At 72.2% G+C, this 23436-nt stretch carries 22 protein-coding genes; 10 read left to right on the top strand and 12 right to left on the bottom strand.

The window, feature by feature from the left end; genetic code table 11:
- Window positions 1-7: 7 nt before the first annotated feature.
- From LCN96_RS20750 to LCN96_RS20740, 3 genes are all read right to left on the bottom strand, one after another.
- Window positions 8-982: a CU044_5270 family protein gene (locus tag LCN96_RS20750; protein WP_225274512.1), complete on the bottom strand. Its 975-nt coding sequence runs from the start codon at window positions 980-982 to the stop codon at window positions 8-10.
- Entirely contained in the window at window positions 975-1565 is a 591-nt protein-coding gene (locus LCN96_RS20745; protein ID WP_225274511.1) for an RNA polymerase sigma factor, read from the bottom strand. Before LCN96_RS20745 ends, LCN96_RS20750 begins: the two co-directional genes overlap by 8 nt.
- A gap of 141 nt (window positions 1566-1706) precedes the next feature.
- Window positions 1707-2189 (bottom strand): hypothetical protein, encoded by a 483-nt coding sequence (locus LCN96_RS20740; RefSeq protein WP_225274510.1) that lies wholly within the window; start codon window positions 2187-2189, stop codon window positions 1707-1709.
- 120 nt (window positions 2190-2309) lie between these two features.
- On the opposite strand from LCN96_RS20740, the gene LCN96_RS20735 reads away from it, so the two are divergent.
- Window positions 2310-2849, top strand: coding sequence for an MFS transporter (locus LCN96_RS20735; RefSeq protein WP_225274509.1), 540 nt, complete (start codon window positions 2310-2312; stop codon window positions 2847-2849).
- 49 nt (window positions 2850-2898) lie between these two features.
- Entirely contained in the window at window positions 2899-3630 is a 732-nt protein-coding gene (locus LCN96_RS20730; RefSeq protein WP_225274508.1) for a YcnI family copper-binding membrane protein, read from the top strand.
- Window positions 3631-3720: 90 nt separating this feature from the next.
- Here the strand turns inward: LCN96_RS20730 and LCN96_RS20725 are convergent, their stop codons facing one another.
- Genes LCN96_RS20725 through LCN96_RS20715 form a run of 3 tightly spaced genes read right to left on the bottom strand, consistent with a single transcriptional unit; the run spans window position 3721 to window position 6876 of the window.
- The gene (locus LCN96_RS20725) at window positions 3721-4731 is read right to left on the bottom strand and encodes an ABC transporter permease (RefSeq protein ID WP_225274507.1); all 1011 of its coding nucleotides are present in this window, start codon (window positions 4729-4731) and stop codon (window positions 3721-3723) included.
- Window positions 4718-5692 carry an ABC transporter ATP-binding protein gene (locus LCN96_RS20720; RefSeq protein WP_225274506.1) on the bottom strand — a complete coding sequence of 325 codons (975 nt, stop codon included), beginning with the start codon at window positions 5690-5692 and terminating at the stop codon, window positions 4718-4720. Before LCN96_RS20720 ends, LCN96_RS20725 begins: the two co-directional genes overlap by 14 nt.
- On the bottom strand, window positions 5689-6876 hold the full coding sequence (locus LCN96_RS20715; protein WP_225274505.1) for a LolA family protein: 1188 nt from the start codon (window positions 6874-6876) through the stop codon (window positions 5689-5691). The genes LCN96_RS20720 and LCN96_RS20715 overlap by 4 nt, the downstream gene beginning before the upstream one ends.
- 127 nt (window positions 6877-7003) lie before the next feature.
- Between LCN96_RS20715 and LCN96_RS20710 the strand changes: the two genes are divergently transcribed.
- The 3 genes from LCN96_RS20710 (at window position 7004) to LCN96_RS20700 (ending at window position 9462) form a co-directional block, all read left to right on the top strand.
- Window positions 7004-7678, top strand: coding sequence for a response regulator transcription factor (locus LCN96_RS20710; RefSeq protein ID WP_225274504.1), 675 nt, complete (start codon window positions 7004-7006; stop codon window positions 7676-7678).
- Window positions 7671-9017 (top strand): sensor histidine kinase, encoded by a 1347-nt coding sequence (locus LCN96_RS20705; protein ID WP_225274503.1) that lies wholly within the window; start codon window positions 7671-7673, stop codon window positions 9015-9017. The genes LCN96_RS20710 and LCN96_RS20705 overlap by 8 nt, the downstream gene beginning before the upstream one ends.
- A gap of 193 nt (window positions 9018-9210) precedes the next feature.
- Complete coding sequence (locus tag LCN96_RS20700) at window positions 9211-9462, top strand: hypothetical protein (protein ID WP_225274502.1); 252 nt, start codon at window positions 9211-9213, stop codon at window positions 9460-9462.
- A gap of 122 nt (window positions 9463-9584) precedes the next feature.
- Here the strand turns inward: LCN96_RS20700 and LCN96_RS20695 are convergent, their stop codons facing one another.
- On the bottom strand, window positions 9585-10454 hold the full coding sequence (locus tag LCN96_RS20695; RefSeq protein ID WP_225274501.1) for a LysR family transcriptional regulator: 870 nt from the start codon (window positions 10452-10454) through the stop codon (window positions 9585-9587).
- 268 nt (window positions 10455-10722) lie between these two features.
- On the opposite strand from LCN96_RS20695, the gene LCN96_RS20690 reads away from it, so the two are divergent.
- Window positions 10723-12048 carry a neutral zinc metallopeptidase gene (locus tag LCN96_RS20690; protein ID WP_225274500.1) on the top strand — a complete coding sequence of 442 codons (1326 nt, stop codon included), beginning with the start codon at window positions 10723-10725 and terminating at the stop codon, window positions 12046-12048.
- Window positions 12049-12182: 134 nt separating this feature from the next.
- Entirely contained in the window at window positions 12183-14129 is a 1947-nt protein-coding gene (locus LCN96_RS20685; RefSeq protein WP_263657496.1) for an LCP family protein, read from the top strand.
- 33 nt (window positions 14130-14162) lie between these two features.
- On the opposite strand, the gene LCN96_RS20680 is transcribed toward LCN96_RS20685, so the two are convergent.
- From LCN96_RS20680 to LCN96_RS20670, 3 genes are all read right to left on the bottom strand, one after another.
- Entirely contained in the window at window positions 14163-15404 is a 1242-nt protein-coding gene (locus LCN96_RS20680; protein ID WP_225274499.1) for a cytochrome P450 family protein, read from the bottom strand.
- A gap of 61 nt (window positions 15405-15465) precedes the next feature.
- Window positions 15466-16809 (bottom strand): hypothetical protein, encoded by a 1344-nt coding sequence (locus LCN96_RS20675; RefSeq protein ID WP_225274498.1) that lies wholly within the window; start codon window positions 16807-16809, stop codon window positions 15466-15468.
- A 239-nt stretch (window positions 16810-17048) separates the two neighbouring features.
- Window positions 17049-18998: a spermine/spermidine synthase domain-containing protein gene (locus LCN96_RS20670; protein WP_225274497.1), complete on the bottom strand. Its 1950-nt coding sequence runs from the start codon at window positions 18996-18998 to the stop codon at window positions 17049-17051.
- Window positions 18999-19276: 278 nt separating this feature from the next.
- On the opposite strand from LCN96_RS20670, the gene LCN96_RS20665 reads away from it, so the two are divergent.
- Window positions 19277-20635 carry a S8 family peptidase gene (locus LCN96_RS20665; protein ID WP_225274496.1) on the top strand — a complete coding sequence of 453 codons (1359 nt, stop codon included), beginning with the start codon at window positions 19277-19279 and terminating at the stop codon, window positions 20633-20635.
- 36 nt (window positions 20636-20671) lie between these two features.
- Here LCN96_RS20665 and LCN96_RS20660 read toward each other — a convergent pair whose 3' ends face one another.
- Window positions 20672-20986, bottom strand: a complete 315-nt coding sequence (locus LCN96_RS20660; protein WP_225274495.1) for a DUF4190 domain-containing protein — start codon at window positions 20984-20986, stop codon at window positions 20672-20674.
- A gap of 120 nt (window positions 20987-21106) precedes the next feature.
- On the opposite strand from LCN96_RS20660, the gene LCN96_RS20655 reads away from it, so the two are divergent.
- Window positions 21107-22000 (top strand): ion transporter, encoded by an 894-nt coding sequence (locus LCN96_RS20655; RefSeq protein ID WP_225274494.1) that lies wholly within the window; start codon window positions 21107-21109, stop codon window positions 21998-22000.
- A gap of 31 nt (window positions 22001-22031) precedes the next feature.
- Here the strand turns inward: LCN96_RS20655 and rpsD are convergent, their stop codons facing one another.
- Window positions 22032-22646: a 30S ribosomal protein S4 gene (gene rpsD / locus LCN96_RS20650; RefSeq protein WP_225276020.1), complete on the bottom strand. Its 615-nt coding sequence runs from the start codon at window positions 22644-22646 to the stop codon at window positions 22032-22034.
- A gap of 77 nt (window positions 22647-22723) precedes the next feature.
- Between rpsD and LCN96_RS20645 the strand changes: the two genes are divergently transcribed.
- The gene (locus tag LCN96_RS20645; protein WP_225274493.1) at window positions 22724-23425 is read left to right on the top strand and encodes a DUF2470 domain-containing protein; all 702 of its coding nucleotides are present in this window, start codon (window positions 22724-22726) and stop codon (window positions 23423-23425) included.
- The last annotated feature ends 11 nt before the right edge of the window (window positions 23426-23436 follow it).

Genomic DNA, 23436 nt, shown 5'->3' with positions numbered 1-23436 from the left:
CGCCCGGTCAGCCCCGCTCGCCGGGGCGGTCCACGATGACCGAGGTCAGCAGGGCGGTGGTCCACACCGCGCCCTTGCGCATGGCGGGCTCCTTGTCGTCGAAGAGGTACTCGTCGCGCACCCAGACCGTCCTCTCGCCCAGGTAGCGGTAGGTCTGCGGGTCCAGGATGCGGTAGCGGCGGCGGGCTGCGTCCTTGCCGGTGTCGCGCCAGACGCCCAGGCCGGTGCGGCCCGCCGCGTCGGTGACGCCCTGCTCCACCCGGACGCCGGGGATCAGTGCCAGCGCCTCGAACAGGGCCGACTCCAGCTCGGGCGGCATGACGCCGTACCGGCTGAGGTAGAGCATGATCACGCCGAAGGCGCGGTCCGCGTCGGGTGCGGCGACATGGGGGACGCCCTCCTCCCGGGGGTAGTCGATCCAGTGGCGGTCCTTGGTCACCTTGGCCAGCAGCCGCTTCGGGTCGGTGGGCAGCTCCCGCAGCTTCTGGTCGTACTGCCGCGGCGACAGGTCGTCGTCGCCCGGGTCGGGCGGGACGTCATGGACGGACAGCCTGCCGTCCTCCCCGAAGCCGGCGGTCTGCTTGCCGTCGTAGCGCATCCAGGACTCCCGGGTCTTGATCGTGTCGCCGGTCGGCTGCTTGTCCAGGGTCTTGGTGTACTGCCACTGCGTCGGCAGCGGCACCTCGGCGGCCGCGCGCCTGCCCACCGTGTCCGCCGCCCGGGCCAGCACCGTGTCCGCGTCGAGCTGGACGGTGCGCGGCTGCGCCGCCGGAGCGGGCCGCGCGGGCGCCTGCGGCCGGACCACGACCAGGGCGACCGCCGCCGCCGTGGCCAGCGCGCCGGCCAGCAGGAGCGCCCGGCCGAACGCCCGGCCGCGCGGCCGCATCCGGCGCAGCAACCGGCGGCGGCCCTGGGCCACCCACTCCGCACCCGGCTCCGGCACCTCGGCACGCAGCTCGCGCAGGGAACCTAGGTCATCCATCGAGGGACTCCTCTCGTGCCGTGGTGGGGTCGCTGCCGCCGAGTGATCTGCGGGTCCTGGCCCTGGCGCGGTGCAGGCGGGAGCGGACGGTTCCGACGGGGATGCCCAGGGCGCGGGCCACGTCCTCGTACGACATGTCGGCCCAGGCCACGAGTAACAGCACCTCGCGGTCGGCGGCCGGCAGCTCCGCCAGCGCCGCCGCCAGGCCCGCCTGCTGCGCGGCCACGCGGTCGTCGACCCGGTCGGCGTACGGCTCGGTGATCTCGTCCACGCCGGTGCGGGCCAGGGCCCGGTAGAGCCTGACCTCGACGCGGCGGTGGCGCAGGATGAGCCTGGCGGCGATGCCGTACAGCCAGGGGCGGGCGTCCGGATGGCTCGCGTCGTAGTGACGGCGGCGACGGAACGCGGTCAGGAAGGCGTCCGAGACGACGTCGTCGGCCAGGGACTCCCCGAGCCGCCGGGCGACGTAGCGGCGCAGGGCCGCCGCGTGCCGGTCGAAGAGCTCGGCGAAGAGTTCCGGGACCTGCACGGACCGCCGGATCAGCTCGGAGTCGGCGGGTCCGCCGGCCACTTCGTCGGTCACATGCCGCTCCTGTCCTCACGTGGTGTTCGCAGGCTTTCGCCCGGACGGCCGGGAGGAGTTCGCGCTTTCGCGTGTGACCTGTGTCACAAAGGTGTGGCCGCCTCCCTCGGGGAGGCGGCCACGACCGAGGTCTTCACGGGGTCAGTAGTAGCTGCCCTCAGGGGTGTTCTCGTAGTCCTCGTCGAGCTCGTCGTCGCGGCGCGACCACCGCGAGGGCATCAGCACGGGGATGAACAGGGCCACGCCGAGCAGCGCGAGCACGCCGGTCGTGAGCAGGGTCCTGGCGCCGGACGCGGCGTCGCGGACGATCTGGTTGACCGAGGGCTCGGTCGGCAGGAAGGAGAGCGCCCGGTTCACGTCGAGCGCGTAGACCACCGTCCAGGCCAGCAGCACCATGGACGGCACGAAAGTCGCCAGTGGGGAGATCCGGCCGGCCATAACCAGGCCCGCGACGAGCCCAACCGCGGCCATCGCACCGAGCGCGATCCACATCTTCTGGTTGTCGGGTGGGTTCGCCGCGGCGTTCGCGACGGCCTGCTGCACCGCCCATCCGCCGCCTCCGAGCACGGCTGCCGTCACCACCAGGCCGATCAGCAAACCACCTAAGTGCCGCAACGTTCTCACCTCTATGTCAGTGCGATCGGCACGACCCTAGCGACAAATGCCATTTTCGGACCAGGCATTGACCAGCTTGGGACTCGAGGTCTCATGTTCCCCTGCCCCGTGAGAGCATGGGGCACACCCATGCGTGCGCGACTTCCCCTCCGGCTGGCGCGGACGGCCGCCTTCGCCGCCGTCTGCGTGACCCTGGCCGCGCTCGCCCACGTCCTCGGCGGCGGTGCCGCCCCCGCGCCGTGGGCCGCCGCGCTCGGGCTCGCGGGCGTGTCCGCGCTGGGGCTGGCGCTGGGCGGCAGGGAGCGCTCGGCGGGCACGATCAACCTGGCGCTGGTCGGCGCGCAGCTCGGGCTGCACGAGCTGTTCGCGGGCGAGGGCGCCTCCTACGTCACGGTGCACGGGCACGCGCAGGGCGGGCTGGCGGTCAACGCCGGCATGCTGCTCACGCACCTCACCGCCACGGTGATCACCGGCCTGTGGCTGTCGCGCGGCGAGGCCGCGCTGTGGTCGCTGCTGCGCCGCATCGGGCGCCGCCTCCTCGTCCTGCTCTCCCCGGCCGCCGCACCCGTGTCGCGGCCCGGCGCGCCGGTCGTCCGCACCAGGGTGGTGCCGCCCCAGCCGGGTTTCCGGCACAGCGTGGCCAGGCGTGGTCCTCCACTTCCCGCCTGACCGTCTGACACCCCTGTTCTTCCCTCATCACCCAAGTGGAGCTTTCGACATGTCCTTCGTACGCCGTGCGGTGACCGTGCTCGCCGCCACCACCGCGCTCACCGCCGGCCTGGCCCTGCCTGCCCTGGCCCACGTCACCATCCAGCCGGGCACCGCCGAGCAGGGCGGGTTCACCAAGGTCGCGTTCCGGGTGCCGAACGAGCGCGACAACGCCTCGACCACCAAGATCGAGGTCTCCTTCCCCACCGATCACCCGCTCGCCTTCGTCTCCGTCAAGCCCGTGCCCGGGTGGAAGGTCAAGGTCACCGAGAGCAAGCTGCCCAAGCCGGTCAAGACCGAGTACGGCGACCTGGAGGAGGCCGTCACCAAGGTCGTCTGGGAGGGCGGCAAGATCAATCCCGGGGAGTTCCAGGAGTTCGAGGTGTCCATGGGGCAGCTGCCCGAGGACGTGGACTCGCTGATGTTCCCGACCAAGCAGACGTACTCCGGGGGCGAGGTCGTGGACTGGGCTGAGGCGCCCAAGGCCGACGGCACCGAGCCCGAGCACCCGGCGCCGCTGCTCAAGCTGGTGCCCGCCGCCGAGGACGCGAGCACCGCCACCCTCTCGGCCACCGCACCTGCCACCGCGCCTGCCTCCGCGTCCGCCTCCCCGTCGGTGGCGGTGGCCGCCGCGTCGTCGTCGGACGGCACCGCCCGCCTGCTCGGCGCGGCCGGGCTGGTGGTGGGGGTCATCGGCGTCGTGATCGGGTTCCTCGGGCTGCGCCGCCGCCCGTCCGCCTGAGCCCCGGCCCTCCCCCTCACGGAAACGCGCGGGCCCGCCTCAGCCGGCGGGCCCGCCTCCCGCCCGGGACGGTCGGGCGCGGGACGCGGATCAGGAGGTGATGTCCTTGCCGGAGAAGCGGGCCCAGGCGATCGAGCCGAACAGCACGATGTACGCCCCGAACGTCAGCAGCCCGTCCCTGAGCGCCGCCACGTCGATCGGGCTGCGCAGCACCGCGTCGAAGTTCGTGAACCTGGTCGGCAGCAGGTACGGCGTGATCGAGCCCAGCTCCGGGATGGCCCGCAGCACCTGGCAGACGATGACCAGCACCACAGTCCCCGCGATGGCCCCGATCGACACCTCGGTGAACACCGACAGCGTCAGCGCCACCGCGGCCAGCGCCGCCATGCCCGCGCCGACGTACCCGACGGAGATGGCGATGCGCAGCAGCCCGTCGGCCAGCGGGATCGTGGTGCCCGACAGCAGCGTCACGTCGCCCGCCGGGAACAGCACCAGCCCCGTCACCAGCGCCGACAGCGCCACCACCGCGGTCACCGCGTACGCGTAGACGACCGCGTTGAGGTACTTGACCAGCAGCAGCCTGGTCCGGCCTGCCGGCGCGGCCAGCAGGTAGCGCAGCGTGCCGCCCCCGGCCTCCCCCGCGATCGAGTCGCCCGCCACCACGCTCACGGCCACCGGCATCAGCAGCAGCACCAGGAACGAGAACGAGACGAACGTCAGCATGACGCTGTTGCCCGCCACGTCCTGGACGAGCCCGCTCATGTCGTCGTCCGCCGAGCCGAACATGCGCAGCGCGACCCCGACGACGACCGGCACGACACCCAGCACGGCCAGCATGGCCAGGTTGCGCGGTCGGCGGAAGGTCAGGCCCAGCTCGGAGCCGAGCAGCCGCCAGAACGCCCACGTCGCCCCGGCCACCGGCTCCGGCGGCCCCGCCGGCCCCGGCTCCGGCTCGCGGCGCTCGGCGGTGCGCATGGTCTCCGTCACCGGCACGAGCCCCGGCGTGCGCCGCGGCCCGGGCGCGGCCGTCACCGTGGCCGTCCCAGTGCCCGTCACCGTGCCCGTCCCAGGGCCTGCCCCCGGGCGCTCACCCGTCGACATCGAAGCCCTCCCCTGTCAGTCCCACGAACACGTCCTCCAGGCTCGGCCGCACCACGGCCAGCCCGCGTACGGCCACGCCCGCCTCCACCAGCGCGGCGTTGACCCGCTCCGGCGCGTGCCCGCCCAGTTCGGCGGTGACCTCGCGGCCCTCGGCACGCACCTCGGCCAGGCCCAGCCCGGCCAGCACCCGCGTGGCGTCGTCCGGGTCGGGCGTCTCCACCCTGATGCGCGTCACCAGGCCGCCGCTGAGCGAGGCGATCGTGCCCTGCGCGACGAGCCTGCCGGTCCGCATGATCGCGGCGTGCGTGCACATCTGCTCGACCTCGGCCAGCAGATGCGAGGAGACGAACACCGTGGTGCCCTCCGCCGCGATCTCCTTGACCAGCGTGCGCACCTCGCGGGTGCCCTGCGGGTCGAGCCCGTTGGTCGGCTCGTCCAGCACGAGCAGCTCGCGCGGCCCCAGCAGCGCGGCCGCGATGGCCAGGCGCTGACGCATGCCCAGCGAATAGTTGCGGTACCGCTTGCCCGCGGCGGCCGACAGGCCCACCCGCTCCAGCGCGTCGGCGATCCGCCGCTTGGCGGTGCCGCCGGGCGCGGTCGGGTCGGCCGCGTCGAAGCGCATCAGGTTGGCCGCGCCCGACAGGTACGGGTAGAACGCCGGCCCCTCGACCAGCGCCCCCACCTTGGGCAGGGCCTGCGCCTGCGGCAGCCCGAGCACGGAGTACTCGCCCTGCGTGGGCGCCACCAGGCCGAGCAGCATGCGGATCGTGGTCGTCTTGCCCGAGCCGTTGGGCCCGAGGAAGCCGAACACCGAGCCGCGCGGCACGGTCAGGTCCAGCGCGTCCACGGCGACCTGGCCGCCCTTGAACCGTTTGGTCAGCCCCCGGGTGAGGATCGCCGCGTCCCCGGAGGGCGGGGCCGCCCCGAAGGGCGCCCCCGCTTCCTGCGTGACGGTGGTCACTTGGTGCCCGCCGCCTTGGTGATCGCCTCCGGAGTGACCGCGCCGACCAGGAGCCGGCCGTCGTCGGTCAGCAGAGCCGTGACGAGCTTGGTCCTGATCAGCCTGCCGGAGCCCCACGTGCCGCTCACCGGGGTGGCGCTCTTCAGCACGCTGTCGACCAGCGCCGCCGCGTCACCGCCCTGCCCGCCGCCCTGCCCGCCGGGCTGCCCGTGCCCGCCTTCCGGCGTGCCGGACTGCTGGGCCGCCGTCAGGTCGGACAGCGAGAACGGCGCGACCGCGACGGCCGTCCAGCCCTCGCCGACCACCTTCAGGTCGCCCGCGACCTGCCTGGCGTGCTCGGCCCGCTCCTCCGCGTGAGCGCCGGCGTCGCCTTCCGTGCCGAGCGTGCGCTCCTCCACCTTGGCGCCCGCGGGCGGGGTGAAGGTGAAGTTCTCCGCCGCCGGCGGCGTGAACGTCACCTGCGTGAACCCGACCTGGTACGCCGGCTCGGCCGACCCCTTGGCGTACACCTGGACCTGGAGCGGGACGTAGGTCTCGCCGTCGAGGGCGATCCGGATCTCCTGCACCAGGGAGGTCTCCTCCTTGGGCGCCAGCACGAGCTGGTAGACCGGGCGGCCCGCCACCTCCGCCGTGTTGATCACGCGCACGGCGGTGTGCTCGTCGGCGCCGGCCAGCAGCCGCGAGGCGAGCTGCTGCGGCGTCAGCTCGGTCTCCCGCGGCAGCGGCGTGGCCTGGGCCGGGCCGCCGCTGCCCTGCTTGATGGTCAGCTTGGTGGCGGTGTTGGTGGCGCTGTCCCAGTACCAGGCCTGGCCGCCGTTCAGGATCAGGTTGGTCTCGTTGAGCTGGGTCGGCATGGCCACGCGCACCTTGTCGGCGGCGCCGTACCAGACCTTCACCTCGTGCGAGCCGGACAGCAGGCTGAGCGGCGAGACCGCACCGCCGGTCTGCGGCAGCGCCGGCAGACCGAGCGAGGCGGTCTGCTGCACGGTGCCCGACATCGGCGGGACTCCCCCCGCCTTGCTGGTGGCCGCCACGGCGTCGGCGAGCAACTGCTCGGCCGACCGCTCGGGCAGCACGGGGTCGCCGCTCACCGCGGCGATGACGGGGCCGGCGCCGATCGCGGCTCCGATCACGGCAGCCGCCGCGATCGGCACTCCCCACCTCACGAACGTGCCTCTACGCATCTCACTCCTTAACGGTATGTCGATGCCCAGAGCCTGCGTCATGCTTCCTGTGGCAACCCTGAGACAGACTGAGACGACTCTCAGGCTTCTCAGCGTTGTCTCAGCGCGGGAACAGGAGAATTGCCGTATGAGAGTACTTGTCGTCGAGGACGAGCGGCGGATGGCGGCCGCGCTGCAGCGCGGGCTGCAGGCGGAGGGGTTCGCCGTGGATCTCGCGCACGACGGCGAGGAGGGGCTGCACGCCGCCAGGCAGGGCGACTACGACGTCGTGGTGCTCGACATCATGCTGCCCAGGCTGTCCGGCTACAACGTGTGCAAGCAGTTGCGGGCCGAGGAGAACTGGGTGCCGATCCTGATGCTCTCGGCCAAGGACGGCGAGTACGACATGGCCGACGGGCTGGACCTGGGGGCCGACGACTACCTGACCAAGCCGTTCTCGTACGTGGTGCTGGTGGCCAGGCTGCGGGCGCTGATGCGGCGCGACGCGGGGCGGCGGCCGTCGGTTCTGCTGGCGGGCGACCTGTCGCTGGACCCGGCCAGGCGCAGGGTCGAGCGCGGGCAGAGCCCGATCGAGCTGACGCCCCGGGAGTTCGCGCTGCTGGAGTACCTGATGCGGCGGCGGGACGAGGTGGTCTCGAAGTCGGAGATCCTGGAGCACGTGTGGGACACCTTCGACACCGACCCGAACGTGGTCGAGGTGTACGTCGGCTACCTGCGCCGCAAGATCGACGCCCCGTTCGGCAGGAACGCGCTGCAGACCGTGCGCGGCGCCGGCTACCGGCTGGCGGGCGACGGTGGCTGAGTCACCGCTGGTCTGGTGGCGGCGGCAGGGCCTGCGCTTCCGGCTCACGGCGGCTGCGGCCGCGGTGCTCGCGCTGGCGCTGGCGCTGTCGGCCACGGTGCTGGTGACCGTGCTGGAGCGGGCGCTGATGGACACCGTGGACGAGTCCACCAGGGCGCAGGCCCAGGCGGTGCGCGTGGCGGCCGACGCGGGCACGCTGACCAGCCCGATCAGCACGCACGACGGCACGATCGTGCAGGTCATCGACGCGCGGGGGCGGATCACGCACGTCACGTACGGCGCCGACCGGCTGGTGCCGCTGCTCGACGCCCGGGCCAGGTCGCGGGTGCTGAGGAGCGGGCAGGCGACGCTGCTGGACGGCCGGCCGTACGCGATCCCGGGGTTCCTGCGGGTCGTCGTGCTCAGGGCGGACCACGGGCAGACGGTGGTGGCGGCGCGGCCCATCAGCGAGATCCAGACCAGCCTGGTCACGTCCGGGCGGGTGCTGCTGATCGGCACGCCGGCGCTGGTCGTGCTGCTGGCGGTGGCGAGCTGGCTGATGATCGGCCGCACGCTGCGGCCGATCGCGGCGCTGCGCAGGGGCGCGGCCGACATCACCCACACCGCCAGGTCGCGCCGGCTGCCGGTGCCGCAGTCGCGCGACGAGGTGCACTCGCTGGCCACCACGCTGAACGACATGCTGGCCCGCCTGGAGGAGGCAGAGCAGCGCCAGCGCGCGCTCGTCTCCGACGCCGCGCACGAGCTGCGCAGCCCGCTGGCCAGCATCCGGCTGCAGCTCGAAGTGGCGCTCGGGCACCCTGACGGCCAGCACTGGCAGGAGACGGCCGAGGGCGTGCTGGAGGACACGATGCGGCTGTCCCGGCTGGCCGAGGACCTGCTCGCGCTGGCCAGGCTGGACGAGCGCGGCGGCGTGCCCGCGCGGCGCGAGCCGGTCGATCTGGACGAGGTGGTGCGGCAGACGGTGGACCGCTACGCCGAGGCGCGGCTGACCGTGTGCGACCCGGTCGTGGTCCGCGGCGACGCGCTGGACCTGAGCCGGGTGCTGACGAACCTGATGGACAACGCGGTGCGGCACACCGCCTCCAAGGTCGAGGTGGCGCTGACCGCCGACGGCGTGCTCACCGTCACCGACGACGGGCCCGGCATCCCCGAGCAGGACCGCGAGCGCGTCTTCAACCGCTTCACCAGGCTGGACTCCGGCCGCAGCAGGGACGAGGGCGGCGCCGGCCTGGGGCTGGCCATCGTCCGCGAGACCGTGCGGGCGCACGGGGGCACGGTGGTCCTGGAGGACGCGGAGCCTGGCCTGCGGGCCGTCGTCCGGCTGCCCGTGGCGGGGTGACCAGCTAGACCATTCCTGTCACCTTGGGGACGGGACTCTGGTCACCGGGCGCCCGCCGTGTTACGCACGGGACATGCGTCCAGTGCGCACCCGGCCTCACGGCCGCGTCGTCCCGGCCGCCGCCCTCGCGGCGGGTCCGGTCCGCGCCGCGGCCGGATCAGGCTGGGGAACGGGTGCCGCCCCGCGGAGCGCCATGACAGTGATCGCCTCCGACCGGCGCGGCCGGCTGCTGGTGCTTGAGATCACCGGCCGGCTGACGGTGCTGGAGAGCGCCGGCCGGCTGCCGCAGCGCGACCTGACAGGGGCGCCGCACCGCGTCGTACGCGACGGCGCCAGGACACTCATCGCCAGGGTCACACCCGCGGGTGTGGCGGCCGGGCCGGACGGCGTGTCAGGCAGGGGCACGCCGGCGGGATCCAGGGAGGTGTTGCGCAGCTCGGGCTAGGACGGAGGGGTCGTCCCGGCGGCCATCAGGGGCGCGGCGCCGATGCCGGGCCCCACGTGGCTGCTGCCGTCTCGTGCTCCGTCAGGCGCGGCGAGACGGGAAATGGATCGTTCCCGAAGACGTCAGGCGGCGGTTCCCTTCTCCGCTGTGGCCAGGAAGTCCTGGGCGATCAGCGGCAGCCGGCGGCGGGCGTGCACGACGGCGATGACGCGTCGCACCGCGGGTTCGAGCGAGCGCACCACCAGGCCCGCGCGCCCGGCCTGCTCGGCCATGCCGCGGTACCACAGCAGCGACGCCTGCCCTGCGCGGACGGCGTTGAGCCAGCCGTTGCGTTCGTCGGTCTCGAGCACGACCACCGGGGTGACCGCGTACTTGCCGAACATCGCGTCGAGCTCCCTGCGCCGCATACTGCCGCGCGCGGGCAGCGCCAGGCGCATGCCGTGCAGCTTGCCCATCGGGACCGGGTTCGGCAGGTCGAGCCCGGGCGGGGAGATCAGGACGATCTCCTGGCGTTCGAGGGGGTGGGTGATGAGATCGGTCGGCACGGGCAGGTCCGTGAGGCCGAGGTCGGCCCGCTGGTCCCTGATGGCGCTGACGACGCCGTCTCTGCCGTCGCAGCGCACGATGTGCACGCGTACGCCTGGATGCTCGGCCGCGTAGGCGGGCAGCAGCCGCCCAGCGAGACCGGGTTCGAGGCTGGGGGTGGACGCGATGCGGAGCTCCGCGTCGGTGGGTGTCGTCTGGTTGGCCAGGCCCTCGATCTCGTGAACCGCGTCGAGTGCCTCCCTCGCCAGCTTGACCACCCGGCGTCCCTGCGCGGTGACGACCACCCCGCGTCCGGAACGGGCGAACAACGTCATGCCGAGCTCGCGCTCGAGATCGCGGATCGCGCGGGAAAGCGCAGGCTGCGCGATGTAGAGCGACCTGGCCGCGTCGGTCATGGTGCGGTGCTCCGCAGTCGCGACCACATAGCGGAGCTGCTGGAGATTCATGCACATGAAGCTAGGACAACGCCCGCCGCCCGGACCGGGAGATAGCGGAGATCACCTCGAATGATTTCGGACTGTAACCGAGCACTGCTACATCCGTGACGGGTGATAAATCAGTATGCTTTTGCCCCAAATTTGGCAAGGGTCCGACAGGTCGCACGGCGAATGCCTGCATTTCGGACGACGGGGCAAACGGGGAGACACGGTGACAGGGAACGGGCAATATCCACCCCCGCCACAAGGGCCAGGACAGCCTCAGCGGCCCCCCTCGTTGCCGTGGCCGCCGCCGGGATACCGGCAGCCGCAGCCGCAGGGCGGAGCCTACCCGCCGCCGCCCCCTCCCCCGCCGCCCCCGCCGCCTTCAGCGCCGCCCCAGGGGAATCCGTACCAGCAGCAGCCGACCCAGCCGCAGGGGCAGCCGCCGTACCCGCCGCCGCCGTACGGGCAGCAGCCCTACGGCGGGCAGCAGTACGGCCAGCAGTACGCGCAGCAGCCGTACCGGCAGGCGCCGCCTCCTCCCCCGCCGCCGCCGATGCCGCCGCCCATGCCGCCGCAGCAGTGGCACCGCCCGCCGCCGCCCAGGAAGTCGGGGATGGGCGCGCTCGGCGTGCTCGGGGCCGTGTTCGGCTCGCTGGCGGCGCTGTTCGTGCTGATCGTCATCGGGGCGGTGATGTTGTCGGCCTCGTCCAGCTCCGACACCTCGACGCCGGTGGCGGTCCCGACGTACGAGCCGTCGGAGGAGCCGTCCACCGACCCCTCGGCCAGGCCCACCGAGGACGAGGAGCCCACCCCGTCGCGCAGCCAGGAGCCGACCCCGACCGAGGAGCCGTCCACCGACGTGACGCCGCCCGCCCAGGTCCAGGTCAACACGAGCCTGAAGAACAACAGCGTCTACCGGGCCGGGGTGCTGCCGAGGCTGAACTGCCCGGCCGGCAACGCCAGCATCTTCAACCACAGCCAGCTCAAGGCGCTGATCGTCAAGACCGGCAAGTGCATGGACCGGGCCTGGAAGCCGGTGCTGGAGAAGCAGGGCTTCGACTTCAGCCCGCCCAGGTACGCCATCGCCGCCCAGGGCGGCAGGGGCGCCTGCGGCGACTACCCGTCGCCGGGCAGCACGGTGCCGTACTACTGCCCGCGCAACAACACCATCTACGCCTCCACCTCGGCCATGGCCAGGGGCCGCGGCAACGCCGCCGGCTACGGCCAGATCATCACCTGGCACGGCGGCATCATCGGCATGATGGCCCACGAGTACGGCCACCACGTGCAGAACCTCACGGGCCTGATGAACTCCTGGTGGTCGGCGACGCTCGACTCCTCCAGCCAGAGCGGTAAGCTCGCGCTCAGCCGGCGGCTGGAGTTGCAGGCCAACTGCTTCGGCGCGATGTGGATGCGGTCGGTGGCGGCGACGTACCCGGTCAACACGGCCAGCCGTGGCCGGCTGTTCTGGTTCTTCAGTCAGGTGGGCGACCATCCGGGCTATCCGCGCGACCACGGCAAGCCGGTCAACAGCGGCAGGTGGTTCCGCCAGGGGTGGGAGAGGAACAAGGCGTACCAGTGCAACACGTGGCTGGCGCCCTCTTCAACGGTCTCCTGATGGACCCGTGGCATTCATCTCAGGTTGGGCACATGTCTCTGTTGTCCAGGTATGGGGACTAGAATCCTGGCAATCTTGTGCCGATCGGGGGGCAAAACGTGGGTTTTGCCTGGTAGGCGTGTAAGGAGCCAGGTGTGAGCAATCGCGATGGGGTAGACACCGCGCCGGAAGGCAGGAAACGGCGCCCCTCGCGACGAACACGCCCGGCTTCCGACACCAACGGCGCCCCCGCGCAGGACGCGGCGGGCGCACCCGCCCCCGGCAAACCCGGCACACCCGTTTCCGGCACGTCAGGCGCTCCCGGTGAAGGCAAGCCAGGCGCCTCCGGTTCGGCCAGGCCCGGCAAGACCGCTCCCGGCACTCCGGCCGCCGAGCCACCCGCCGCCCCTGGGAAGCTCGTCGCCGGAGCGCCCGCAGGCCGGCCGGCCGGCTCCGGCAAGCCCTCGTCCGCACGCCCCGGCAAGCCCTCCTCCGCAGCCCCCGGCAAGCCCGGGCCCGCACGCCCCGGCAAGTCCTCCGCACGCCCCGGTAAATCCTCCGCGCGCCCCGGTGAATCCTCCGCGCGCCCCGGCAAGCCCGCCTCCCGTCCCGCCAAGCCCGGCTCCGGTTCGAGAGCCCCGCGCTTCGCCAAGCCGCTGACCCCGGCGGCCGTGCTCGGCTGGACCGCGCTGTCCGCCGTCGTGCCCGGTGCCGCGCACCTGCGGGCCGGGCACCGCCGTACCGGGCTGGTGCTGATCAGCGTGTACGCGGTGCTGCTGCTCATCGCGCTGGCCCTCGGCCTGACCGTGGCAGGGGACCTGGCGAACGCGGCCTGGCTGGCCGACCGGGGCAACATGATGACGGTGGTCGTCATCGCCGGGGTGCTCGCCCTGGCGTGGTTCGCGGTGCTGGCCACCTCGTACGTGGCGCTCGGCCCCAACAGGCTGAACCAGCAGGGCCAGATCCTCACCGGCATCGTGGTGGGCGTCTTGTGCGTGTCGGTCATGTCGCCGTTCGCGCTGACCGCCAACTACGTCCTGACCTTCCGCGACGCCGTCGGCTCCATCTTCAAGGAGACCCCCGACCCGGGCGACCCCCAGATCACCCACAACCCCGAGGACCCGTGGAACGGGAAGGACCGCGTCAACTTCCTGCTGATCGGCGGCGACGCGGCCGGCAACAGGACCGGCGTGCGCACCGACAGCATGAACGTGGCCAGCGTCGACCTCAGGACCGGCGCCACCGTGCTGTTCAGCCTGCCCCGCAACCTGCAGCACGTGCGCTTCCCGACCTCCTCCCCGCTGCACAAGCAGTTCCCGAACGGGTTCATGGCCGAGTTGCCCAACGGCGGCCTGCTCAACGAGGTCTGGCAGTACGCCAACGACAACCCGCAGCTCATGGGCGGCAAGAACCGCGGCCCGCGGGCCCTCATGGACGCCATCGGCTACACGCTCGGCCTCAAGCTCGACTACTACATGCTGATGAACATGTACGGCTTCGCCGACCTCGTGGACGCCATCGGCGGCCTCAGGATCAGGGTGGACCAGGACGTCAAGTGGGGCGGCCTCTACGGCACCGCCGGCACCATCAAGGCGGGATACCGGAAGCTCACGGGCGAGCAGGCCCTGTGGTACGGCCGCTCCCGCGTCGGCAGCGACGACTTCTCCCGCATGTCCCGCCAGCGCTGCGTCATCGGCGCCTTCGCCCAGCAGGCCACCCCCGCGGTGATCCTCGCCAGGTTCGAGAAGATCGCCGGTGCGGCCAAGCGGCTGGCGCAGACGAACATCCCGCAGAGCCTGCTGCCGGCGCTGGTGGAGCTGGCGGTCAAGGTCAAGGACGCCAAGATCACCAGCCTGCAGTTCGTGCCCCCGGAGTTCTACTCGGGCCGGCCCGACTGGGCGAAGATCCGTACCGCCACCAAGAAGGCCATCAACGACTCCCTCAGGCCCGCCCGCCGCGCGCAGACGGCCAACGTCAGCGCCTCCCCCAGCGTGACCGCCTCCACGCCCGCCAGGACCCGCACGGCCACGCCCACGCAGACGCCCACCCGCAACAGCCAGAAGACCGGCGCCCAGTCCCTCGACGAGCTCTGCGGCCTCTAGCCGCGCCCGCCGAAGGCCGCTGGCAGCTGCCCGCTAGCCGAGGGTGACAGGCAGCTCCAGCGGCCCGCGCACCGTGAGGCTGGCGCGCCAGCGCAGCCGCTCGGCCGGCACGGCCAGGGCGAGGCCGGGCAGGCGGACGACCTCCGCCAGCGCGGCGCGCCCGACGAGGCGGGCCAGCAGCGCCCCCAGGCAGTAGTGCGGCCCATGGCCGAAGCTCAGATGGGCGTTGTCCCGCCGGGTGAGGTCGAGCCGGTCGGGGTCGGCGAAGCGGCGCGGGTCGCGGTTGGCCGCGGCGATCGCCACGAGGATGGGCTCCCCGGCCGGCAGCAGCTCGCCGCCGATCTCCACAGGCTCCCGGGCGAAGCGCCAGGTGGCCAGCTCCACCGGGCTGTCGAGCCGCAGCAGCTCCTCCACGGCCGCCTCGATCAGCTCGGGCCTGGCGCGCAGCAGCTCCAGCGCCCCGGGATGCCGCAGCAGCGTGTACGTGCCCAGCCCGACGAGCCCGACCGTCGTCTCGTACCCGGCCACGAGCAGCAGGAAGATCATCGACAGCAGCTCGTCCCCGCCCAGCCGGTCCCCGTCCTCGGCCGCCGTGACCATGGCGCTGATCACGTCGTCCCCCGGCTCCCGCCGCTTGCCCTCGACCAGCCCGCGCACGTACGCGGCCAGCTCCCGCAGCGCCGCGGGCCGGGCGTCCGGCGCGTCCGGCTGCGACGACACCACCGCCGCCGTCCACCGCTGGAAGTCCGTACGGTCGGCCTCGGGCACCCCCAGCACCTCGCAGATCACCCAGGACTGCAGCGGCGAGGCGAAGTCACGCACCAGCTCGGCCCCTGACGGCGGCCCGGCGGCGAGCGCGCGGGCACCGGCCTCAGCCCCCGGCGGCAGCCCGGCGGCGAGCGCGCGGGCACGGGCCTCGATCCCCGGCCGCAGCAGCGCCAGCCGGCGCGGCGTGAAGAAGCCGGACACCACGCGCCGCAGCCGGGTGTGCTCGGGCGGGTCGGTGGTGAGCAGGTGGGTGCCCAGCCCCGACCGGTCCTCCAGCGGCCGCCCGCGCCCCGCCTCCTGCCAGTCGGCGGGCGCGTGGCGCGGGTCCTTGCTCAGCCGCGGGTCGGCCAGGGCGGCGCGGGCGTCGTCGTAGCGGGTCACGAGCCGCCCGTACAGGCCGCCGCGCATGGTCACCAGGCGGGGAGCGCCGGACGCCCGCAGGTCGGCGTAGGCCGGGTAGGGGTCGGCGACCAGCCCTTCGTAGCCGGGCAACATCTCGTTCAGCATGCGTGTGGCTCCAGGAGGGGTCGGGCGGCGGGCGGCCGGGCCTGGCCCGCCGCGCCGCCGCTCACTTGCCGAGCTGTCCCAGGATCCAGTCGGCGAGTACGCCGGTCACCTGGCCGTGCTCGGTGTTGTGCGAGTCGCAGTGGTAGTCGTCGAGCTGGCTCTGCTCGGGCGACAGGGACGTGATGTCGGTGTAGAGGTCGATCGGCCACTCCAGCGGGTCGTACTGGAGGGCCACGGCGCTCACCGAGGGGACGAAGCAGGTCGATCTGTAGCGGCCCGGGATGGGCGCCCCCAGGTCATCGGCGAACATGCCGTACAGGGGCAGCGTGCCGCCGGGCACGCCGTCGAAGGGCGGGACGTCGCTGGTGTAGCTCTTGCCGGCCCACATCGGCACCGCCCGCATGCCGCCGACGTGCCTGTTGAGGCCGCGCTCCGGCTGGGTGCGCACGGTGGCGCCGACGAGGCCGCCCAGCTCGCTCCACTCGAACACCAGGTGGTCGGGTGGGACGTTCCTGCCGGTGCCGTCGGCGGCCCCGTTGGACACGCCGAGCTTGCGCGGCCGGACCGGGAACCAGCCGACGCGCCGCAGGTCCTCCAGGAACTCGGTGCGCAGCGGGCTGGCGGTGGCGACGGGCCCCGAGTAGCCGGCGCCGTCGACCCACGCCCACAGGAGCTGCTGGGCGGCGGGGCTGGCGATCAGGGCTGCCTGGCCGGGTTCCGTCGGGGACAGGGTCTGGGCGAAGTACGCCAGTTGCTGGAGTATCAGGGGGATCCAGGCGCCGTTGTGCGGCGTGTCGTAGGACAGGTACGTCCCGGTCTGGTGGTCCTCGCGGCGGTTCTCCATCTCGGCCAGCGCGTAGCGGGTGACGAGCCCGCCCATGCCGAGGCCGCCGACGATCAGCGGCGCGTTGCCCGAGCGCTCGCTGATGGCGCGGCGGATGCAGGTGGCCGCGACGCCGGCGTTGGCCTGGATGTGCGTGTGCCGGGCGCCGAAGCCGAGCAGCACCACGTCGATGCCCTGGGCCAGGAGCTGGTCCAGGAGGCGATGCTGGTGGGGCGGGTAGGGCGTGTTCAGGTGGTGCCACAGGCCCGGCACGTCGCTGGGCCCGTGACCGAAGCCGTCGGCCAGGATCATCGGCCGGATGAGCCGGTCGTGACCTGCCGCGTAGTGGACGGCGGCGCTGCCGGTGGCGGTGCGGCCCTGGTAGGGCCAGGCGGAGGTGAGGGTCCACTCGCTCTGCGGCACCCGCCTCTCCCCTGCGGGCAGCGGCTTGGCCGAGGTCGCGAACAGCACCCTTCGGGGAAGCACCGCGGCGATCTGTTCGGCACGACCGGTGGGCACCGGGTCGGACTCCTGCCGCAGGGCGAGCTCGACATCTATCCTTGCTGCCCCTTGTGTCGCCATGATTACACCTTTGCTCGTGGGTTTACCGGACGTCACCCCCGATCTCGTACCTCCCTTTCGTAAAGAGGAATTCTCACTTTCTGCAGACCAACGATCATCGCGATCAAGGCATGGCTGGTATCTCTACCTCACCTCGCGGTCCGCGACAAATCAACCCGTGCCGGAAACCGTTCATCTGACCATTGGTCAAGGAATTACAGAGAGCATTTCGGAAATGCTCGGCGACCTTTCAGGAGCGGTCACACCAGGGCGGAGTTCTTCCTGGGCAGCAGGGCCAGCGCGCCCACGTACAGCAGGGCCGCCACGATGAGCAGGCCCTGGTAGCCGATCACCAAGGCGACGTACTCCAGGCAGCCGCCGACCATGGCACCCAGCAGGTTCGCGCCGAAGGAGGTGGTCGCGTCGGCCGTCTCGGCGAATCGTTTGGCGAAGACCACGTTCGCGGCGAAGATCGGCAGGAATGCCACCGTCACCGCGGCCACCGCGCGCAGCGGGACCGGCAGCGACAACAACCATTCGTTGGGCACCAGCCAGGCCAGCAACAGGCCCGCGAACAGCACGCCGTACATGATCGGAAGTGGCGGCGTGCGGAAGCGGCGGGTCACCTCGACGGCGGCGAGCACCGCGACGAGCACCCCGGCGAAGACGATCGCGTTGACCACCCACGTGGTGCCGAACAGCAGCGCGAACCCGGTCACGCTCTTGGTCTCCAGCAACATGAAGCCCACGCCCAGCAGGAACAGGTCCGCGTACGGGCGCATGCGCTGGTACGGGCCCGCCACGACGCGCACGGCCAGCAGGCTGACGATGAGGATCAGGCCGAGCGTGATGACGTAGATGGGCGGGATCGTGCCTTCCTTCAGGTAGAGGAAGGGCCGGTCGTCACCGGCGGGCTCGGGCGTGCCGGGGGCGGCGCCGGGCCACTCGGCGGCGCAGCGCTGGTCGCTCGCGGCCAGGCCGGCGGTGATGACGGCCTGCTGCCCGGCGGTGCTGACCACGTCCACGCAGGGCTTGTGGCCGAAGGCGCGCTGCATGGTGGTGGCCAGGCGGTCGACGAGCCAGCTCTCGCGGTAGTAGTTGTACATCGAGAACGTGCCGCCCGGCTTGAGGTGGGCGCGGGCCGCCCGCATGGCCTCCTCGGTGAACAGGTAGCTCTCCAGGCGCAGCGAGCTGGCACCGGAGACGAGGGTGAGCGAGTCGGGCAGGGCGAACAGGATGAGGTCGTACTTGTCGGCGGTGCGCTCCAGGAAGGCGCGGCCGTCGGTGACGTGGGTGGTGACGCGCGGATCGGCGTAGGGCCGGTCGGGGTGCACGGAGCCGCCCAGCTCGCGCAGCTTGGGGTCGATCTCGACGGCGTCCACGCGGGTGGCGCCCTTGGACAGCGCGATCGCCACGTCGGTGCCGCTGCCCGCGCCGACGATGAGCACGTCCCTGGGCTGCTTGCTCGCGCGTTCGTACGGCAGGCCGTACTGGGCCTCCCACTGCAGCCGGGCGTAGGCGGGCACGGCCTGCTGGTGCGGGATGCCGTTGACCGCGATGTCGGTCACGGGGACGCCGACCTGCACGAGCTGCTTGGTGGTCACCTTGTAGTACGGCGACCAGATCGCCCCGGCGGTGAGCGTCTCGGCCAGCAGCAGCCCGACCACGACCAGGGACGGCACGGTGACCAGCCCCACGTAGAGCACCCGGGGCCTGGGCACGAGCAGCAAACCGTAGCAGAGGGCCGCGATCAGGCCCCAGAACACCGGCGGCGCGCTGAGGAACGACAGCGCGGTGAACGCGGCGATGCCGGTGAGGCTGCCGATCAGGTCGTAGCGGTAGGCCTCCAGGCGCGGCAGCTCCGGGAAGCACCGCCCGACCAGCTCGGCGGGCCCCATGAGCACGACGGCGGCGGCACAGAAGATCACCGGCAGGATCGCCCAGGCGGGCGGCCCGCTGGTGGACAGGCTCGTCCAGTACAGGACGCCCTCGGTGTTGCGGTCGACGGTGACCGGGAAGGTCAGCACGACGATGGTCAGGACGGCCAGCACGATGGGCGAGTAGTACGGCTGCCGTCGCGAACGCCCCACGCGCAGGAAGCCCAGCCCGATCCCGAGGAAGGACCCGAGCAGCACGAAATTGGTGAAATAACTGAGATGGACGATGTTGGACCCGGTCCACCGGATCAGCGCCAGCTCGAGGAAGAGCATGAAGGCACTGGCGAGGACCAGCCTCGGCCGCACCGCCAACCAGTGGGCCTTTTCTCCGTCGTCAACCGGCTTTTGCGCCTGGAGCGTCATAACGCCTCACGGTAGTGAACAGACCGAAAACAAGGAAGTCTGGCGTCCCAGAACAAATGTCGTCCGCTTCGCCCCGATTAGCGAGTTTCCGCAGGTCAAAACACCTCAGATCCGCTGGACGCGCCAGGGCCGGATGCAGGAATGTTGGGACGTCTGTTTCCCTCCCACAAACGTCTCGGTGGTGACACATGCGGATCCTGATCCAGCTCCGTCCCTCCCCCGATCTCGTCGCGGCGGTCGCCGACCCCGCGCAGAGCGCCACCACGGCCGACGTCGCCGACGGGCTGCCCGGAGTCGAGCTCGATCCCGCGTTCACGCCCGTGGCCGTGCCGCGCCCGGTGCCCGCCGCCGGCGGGGACCCGCTCTCGCTCAGCCAGCCGCTGGACTTCTCCCTGGCCGCGGAGGACGCCTCGGTGCTGGTGCGGGGCACCATCTCCGACGACGAGCTGACCGCCAGGGTCGCGCTGCTGCCCGCGCTCAGGCCGGACGTGGTGGGCGTGTTCGCCGACCCGGTCATCGAGTCCACGCCGGTGTGCGGGGGCGATCCGCCGTCAGGCGACTGGCACGACGTCGAGCGGCTGCTGAACGTGCCGGGGCTGCACGCGGAGGGGCTCGACGGCGACGGCGTGACGGTCGCCGTGCTGGACACCGGGATCAACGCCGCGCACACGGCCAGGCAGCTCGGCCGCGGCGTCACGCTGGACGCCGAGCGGTGCTGGAGCCCGTCGGGCGTGGCGGGCAGGCCGGGCGAGTTCGAGGTGGACCACGGCACGATGTGCGCGTTCGACGCGCTCATCGCCGCGCCACAGGCCACGCTGATCGACCTGCCCGTGCTGCTGTCCACCCGGCCGGGCGGCTCGGCACTGGACGGCCTGCTGTCGGACGCGGTGGCCGCCTTCGCGCACCTGCGCAACGTGCTCGACGCCCAGCCCGCCGAGACGCGGACGCTGGTGGTGAACAACTCGTGGGGGTCGTTCTCGCCCGAGTGGGACTTCCCCGTGGGGCATCCGGGCAACTACTCCGACAACGCGGCGCACCCGTTCAACCTGATGGTGGCCGCGCTCGACAGAGCGGGCGCCGACGTGCTGTTCGCGGCGGGCAACTGCGGGCGCGAGTGCCCGGACGGCCGCTGCGCCTACCAGGGGCGGCCCATCGTGGGCGCCAACTCCCACCACAAGGTGCTGTCGGTGGGCGGCATCGACGTCAACGGCGAGCGGGTGGGCTACTCCTCGCAGGGGCCGGGGCGGCTGACCGCGCGCAAGCCGGACGTGTGCGCGTACACGCACTTCCTGGGCTCCAGGGCGTTCGGCGCGAGCGAGCCCGACTCGGGCACGTCGGCGGCGGCGCCGGTCGCGGCCGGGCTCGTGGCGGCGGTGCGCACCCGCTGGCCCGCGGCCAAGCTCTCACCGGCGCAACTGCGGGCCCTGCTGCGCAGGACGGCTGAGGACCGCAGCGAGGTCGGGTTCGACTACGACTACGGCTACGGGACCGTGGACCCGGCCGGGATCATCGCCGCGCTGCAGAAACGCTCCAGGCACGCGGTCTGACGCGCGCTCGCGGGGGCCGGGGCCCGGCCCCCGCCGCTAGGACGAGCCCTCCGTGATGGCGCCGATGACGCCCAGCGTCACGCCGAGGGCGACGAAGCAGAACGTGATGATCAGCAGGACCGTGCCGATGATGCCGCAGATGCGCCCGGCCTGGACCATGCCCCGGTTCTCGTAGTAGTAGCCGCTCTCGTCGATCTCGCGCAGCGCCTTGTTGCCCATCGACCAGGCGAACGGGCCGGTCAGCATGCAGGCCACCAGGCTCACGATGCCCAGCACGAGGATGACCGTGCCGTTGGGATGACTCTGCGGCGGCGGCCCGTAGTTGCCGGGACCGTAGTTGGGATAGGACATGGCCGCTCGGCCCCCCTCACCGTTGACAGCGCCAGGTGGGCTTTATACCACAGTCTCCCGCTTGATCATCATGCGTCATCATGGGACGGCACTTGATCCACCTCCGAGGAGCCTGCCCCCGTGCGCGAACGCACCCGCGTCCTACTCGCCCACCGCCACTTCCAGCGGTTCATCGTCGGCGTCATCCTGATCAACGCGGCCACCCTCGGCCTGGAGACCTTCCCCGCCGTCGTCGCCCAGTACGGCACCGTCCTGACCGTGGTCGACCACGTGGCGCTGTACATCTTCACCGCCGAGCTGATCGCCAAGCTCTACGTCGAGCGGGCCGCCTTCGTCCGCGACCCGTGGAACATCTTCGACACCCTCATCGTCGCCATCGCCTTCGCCTCCACCAACGGCGGCCTGTCGGTGCTGCGCGCGCTGCGCATCCTGCGCGTGCTGCGGCTGCTGTCGGTGGTGCCGAGCCTGCGCCGCGTGGTCTCGGCGCTGCTGCGCGCGATGCCGGGGATGAGCTCGATCGTGGTGCTGCTGTCGCTGGTCCTGTACGTGGCCGCCGTGATGGCCACCAAGCTCTACGGGCAGACCGCGCCGCACCGCTTCGGCAGCCTGCCGACCTCGCTGTTCACGCTCTACCAGACGATGACCGGCGACGACTGGGGCAACATCGCCAGGGAGGTGATGAGCCGCCACCCGACGGCGTGGATCTTCTTCACCATCTTCATCCTCGTGTGCACGTTCGTGGTGCTCAACCTGTTCCTGGCGGTCGTGGTGAGCGCGATGGACGAGGAGAACGCCGAGGAGCGGGCGGCGCTGGAGGACAGCACGGCGCACATCATGGAGGACACCAGGGCGCACACGCAGCAGATCCTTGACGAGCTGTCCGAGCTGCGCAAGGAGGTCGCGGAGCTGCGCGCGCTGCGCGAGACGGCGCCCGCCGCCGCCCCCATGAAGGCCGTGCCCATGAAGGCCGCGCCCATGAAGAAGGCCCGGGGGAAGCGGTCACGGTCCGCGTGATCGCTGCCCCCGGGCTCGCCCTCCTCGCCGGTCAGCGGGAGTAGAACTCCACCACGAGCTGCTCGTCCACCGGGATCGCGATCTGCTCGCGCTGCGGCCGGCTGACCAGCGTGAAACGCAGCTCCTGCAGCTCGACCGACAGGTACCCCGCCGGGCGGTCGTCGGCGTAGACGCCCTCGGCGGCGGCCACGAACGGCTGCATCTGGCGCGAACGCTCCCGCACCGAGATGACCTGCCCCGGCTTGACCAGGTAGCTCGGGATGTCCACCTTGCGGCCGTCCACGGCGATGTGCCCGTGGCTGATGTACTGCCGGGCCGCGTAGATCGACGGCGCGAGGCCCGAGCGCAGCACCAGCGAGGCCAGACGGCTCTCCAGGATCGTGACCAGCTCGGCGCCCGAGGCGCCCGACTTGCGCACGGCGAGGTCCCAGTAGCGGCGCAGCTGCCGCTCCGACACGTCGTAGTACCAGCGCAGCTTCTGCTTCTCCATCAGCCGCAGGCCGTAGTCGCCGGCGTTGCGGCGGTTGGTCTTGCGGCCGTGCTCGCCCGGCGGGTAGGGGCGCTGTTCGAAGTAGCGGACGGCTTTCCTGGTCAGCGGGACGCCCGCGCGACGCGACAGTCGCACCTTCGGGCCGGTGTAGCGCACGTTCACCTCGATGTGATTAGGTAATCCTTACTTAGGTAAGGCTAACCTACCACTATTGATGCTCTCAAGGAGGCGCCATGCTGCCGATCCCCGAACGGGTCCGGACCCTCGCCGCGACGGCCAACGTCGCCAAGCTCTCTGTCGACGGCGCCCCTTCGCCCGCGCGCGGCGGGGTGGACGAGCGCGGGCGCCCCATCTTGCTCGTCCGGCCCGGCGAGAGCCTGCACGGGCTGCGCGCGGACGCCGTCGTGGCCGTGAACCTCACCGCGATGCGGCAACTGGGCACCATCACGCATCCACGCGGGCTGATCGAGGTGCAGGGCTGGGCGGAGGCCGTACCGGAGGTCGAGGCCCGCTCCGCCGCCGTGGCGGTGGCCGCGCACACCGCGGACGAGAGCCTGTTCGACGCGCTGGAGCGCTTCGGCCGGCCGGACGCGCCCCGGTTGCTGCGGCTGGACGTGGCGCAGGTGGTCTACCTGACCGGGCAGGAGTCGGGCGTGCTGGACGCCGACGACTACCTGGAGGCGGCACCCGATCCGCTCACCGAGACGGCGGAGCGGGTGCTGGCCCACGTCAACTCCTCGCACCGGGCGCAGCTCGCCGCGGGCGTCACCCGGCAGCTCGGGGAGCAGACCGAGGACGTGTGGCTGTGGGAGCTGGACCGGTTCGGGGCCACGGTGCGGGTGGACGAGACGCTGGTGCGCTTCCCCTGGCCGCGGCCGGCGCGCTCCAGCCTGTGCCTGGAGACGTCGCTGCGCGGGCTGCTGTGCACCTGCTGACCGCTCGGTGT

The sequence above is a fragment of the Nonomuraea gerenzanensis genome, from assembly GCF_020215645.1.
Lineage (GTDB): Bacteria > Actinomycetota > Actinomycetes > Streptosporangiales > Streptosporangiaceae > Nonomuraea > Nonomuraea gerenzanensis.
The sequence above is the reverse complement of the archived record's forward strand: the minus strand, read 5'-3'. Positions and strand labels throughout refer to the sequence as shown.

Excerpts from the sequence above, each read along its gene's own strand:
- LCN96_RS20675 (WP_225274498.1), bottom strand. The coding sequence starts at position 16,809 with ATGGCGACACAAGGGGCAGCAAGGATAGATGTCGAGCTCGCCCTGCGG.
- LCN96_RS20750 (WP_225274512.1), bottom strand. The coding sequence starts at position 982 with ATGGATGACCTAGGTTCCCTGCGCGAGCTGCGTGCCGAGGTGCCGGAG.
- LCN96_RS20660 (WP_225274495.1), bottom strand. The coding sequence starts at position 20,986 with ATGTCCTATCCCAACTACGGTCCCGGCAACTACGGGCCGCCGCCGCAG.
- LCN96_RS20680 (WP_225274499.1), bottom strand. The coding sequence starts at position 15,404 with ATGCTGAACGAGATGTTGCCCGGCTACGAAGGGCTGGTCGCCGACCCC.
- LCN96_RS20710 (WP_225274504.1), top strand. The coding sequence starts at position 7,004 with ATGAGAGTACTTGTCGTCGAGGACGAGCGGCGGATGGCGGCCGCGCTG.
- LCN96_RS20715 (WP_225274505.1), bottom strand. The coding sequence starts at position 6,876 with ATGCGTAGAGGCACGTTCGTGAGGTGGGGAGTGCCGATCGCGGCGGCT.
- LCN96_RS20700 (WP_225274502.1), top strand. The coding sequence starts at position 9,211 with ATGACAGTGATCGCCTCCGACCGGCGCGGCCGGCTGCTGGTGCTTGAG.
- LCN96_RS20645 (WP_225274493.1), top strand. The coding sequence starts at position 22,724 with ATGCTGCCGATCCCCGAACGGGTCCGGACCCTCGCCGCGACGGCCAAC.
- LCN96_RS20665 (WP_225274496.1), top strand. The coding sequence starts at position 19,277 with ATGCGGATCCTGATCCAGCTCCGTCCCTCCCCCGATCTCGTCGCGGCG.
- LCN96_RS20695 (WP_225274501.1), bottom strand. The coding sequence starts at position 10,454 with ATGAATCTCCAGCAGCTCCGCTATGTGGTCGCGACTGCGGAGCACCGC.
- LCN96_RS20725 (WP_225274507.1), bottom strand. The coding sequence starts at position 4,731 with ATGTCGACGGGTGAGCGCCCGGGGGCAGGCCCTGGGACGGGCACGGTG.
- LCN96_RS20735 (WP_225274509.1), top strand. The coding sequence starts at position 2,310 with ATGCGTGCGCGACTTCCCCTCCGGCTGGCGCGGACGGCCGCCTTCGCC.
- LCN96_RS20670 (WP_225274497.1), bottom strand. The coding sequence starts at position 18,998 with ATGCTCTTCCTCGAGCTGGCGCTGATCCGGTGGACCGGGTCCAACATC.
- LCN96_RS20730 (WP_225274508.1), top strand. The coding sequence starts at position 2,899 with ATGTCCTTCGTACGCCGTGCGGTGACCGTGCTCGCCGCCACCACCGCG.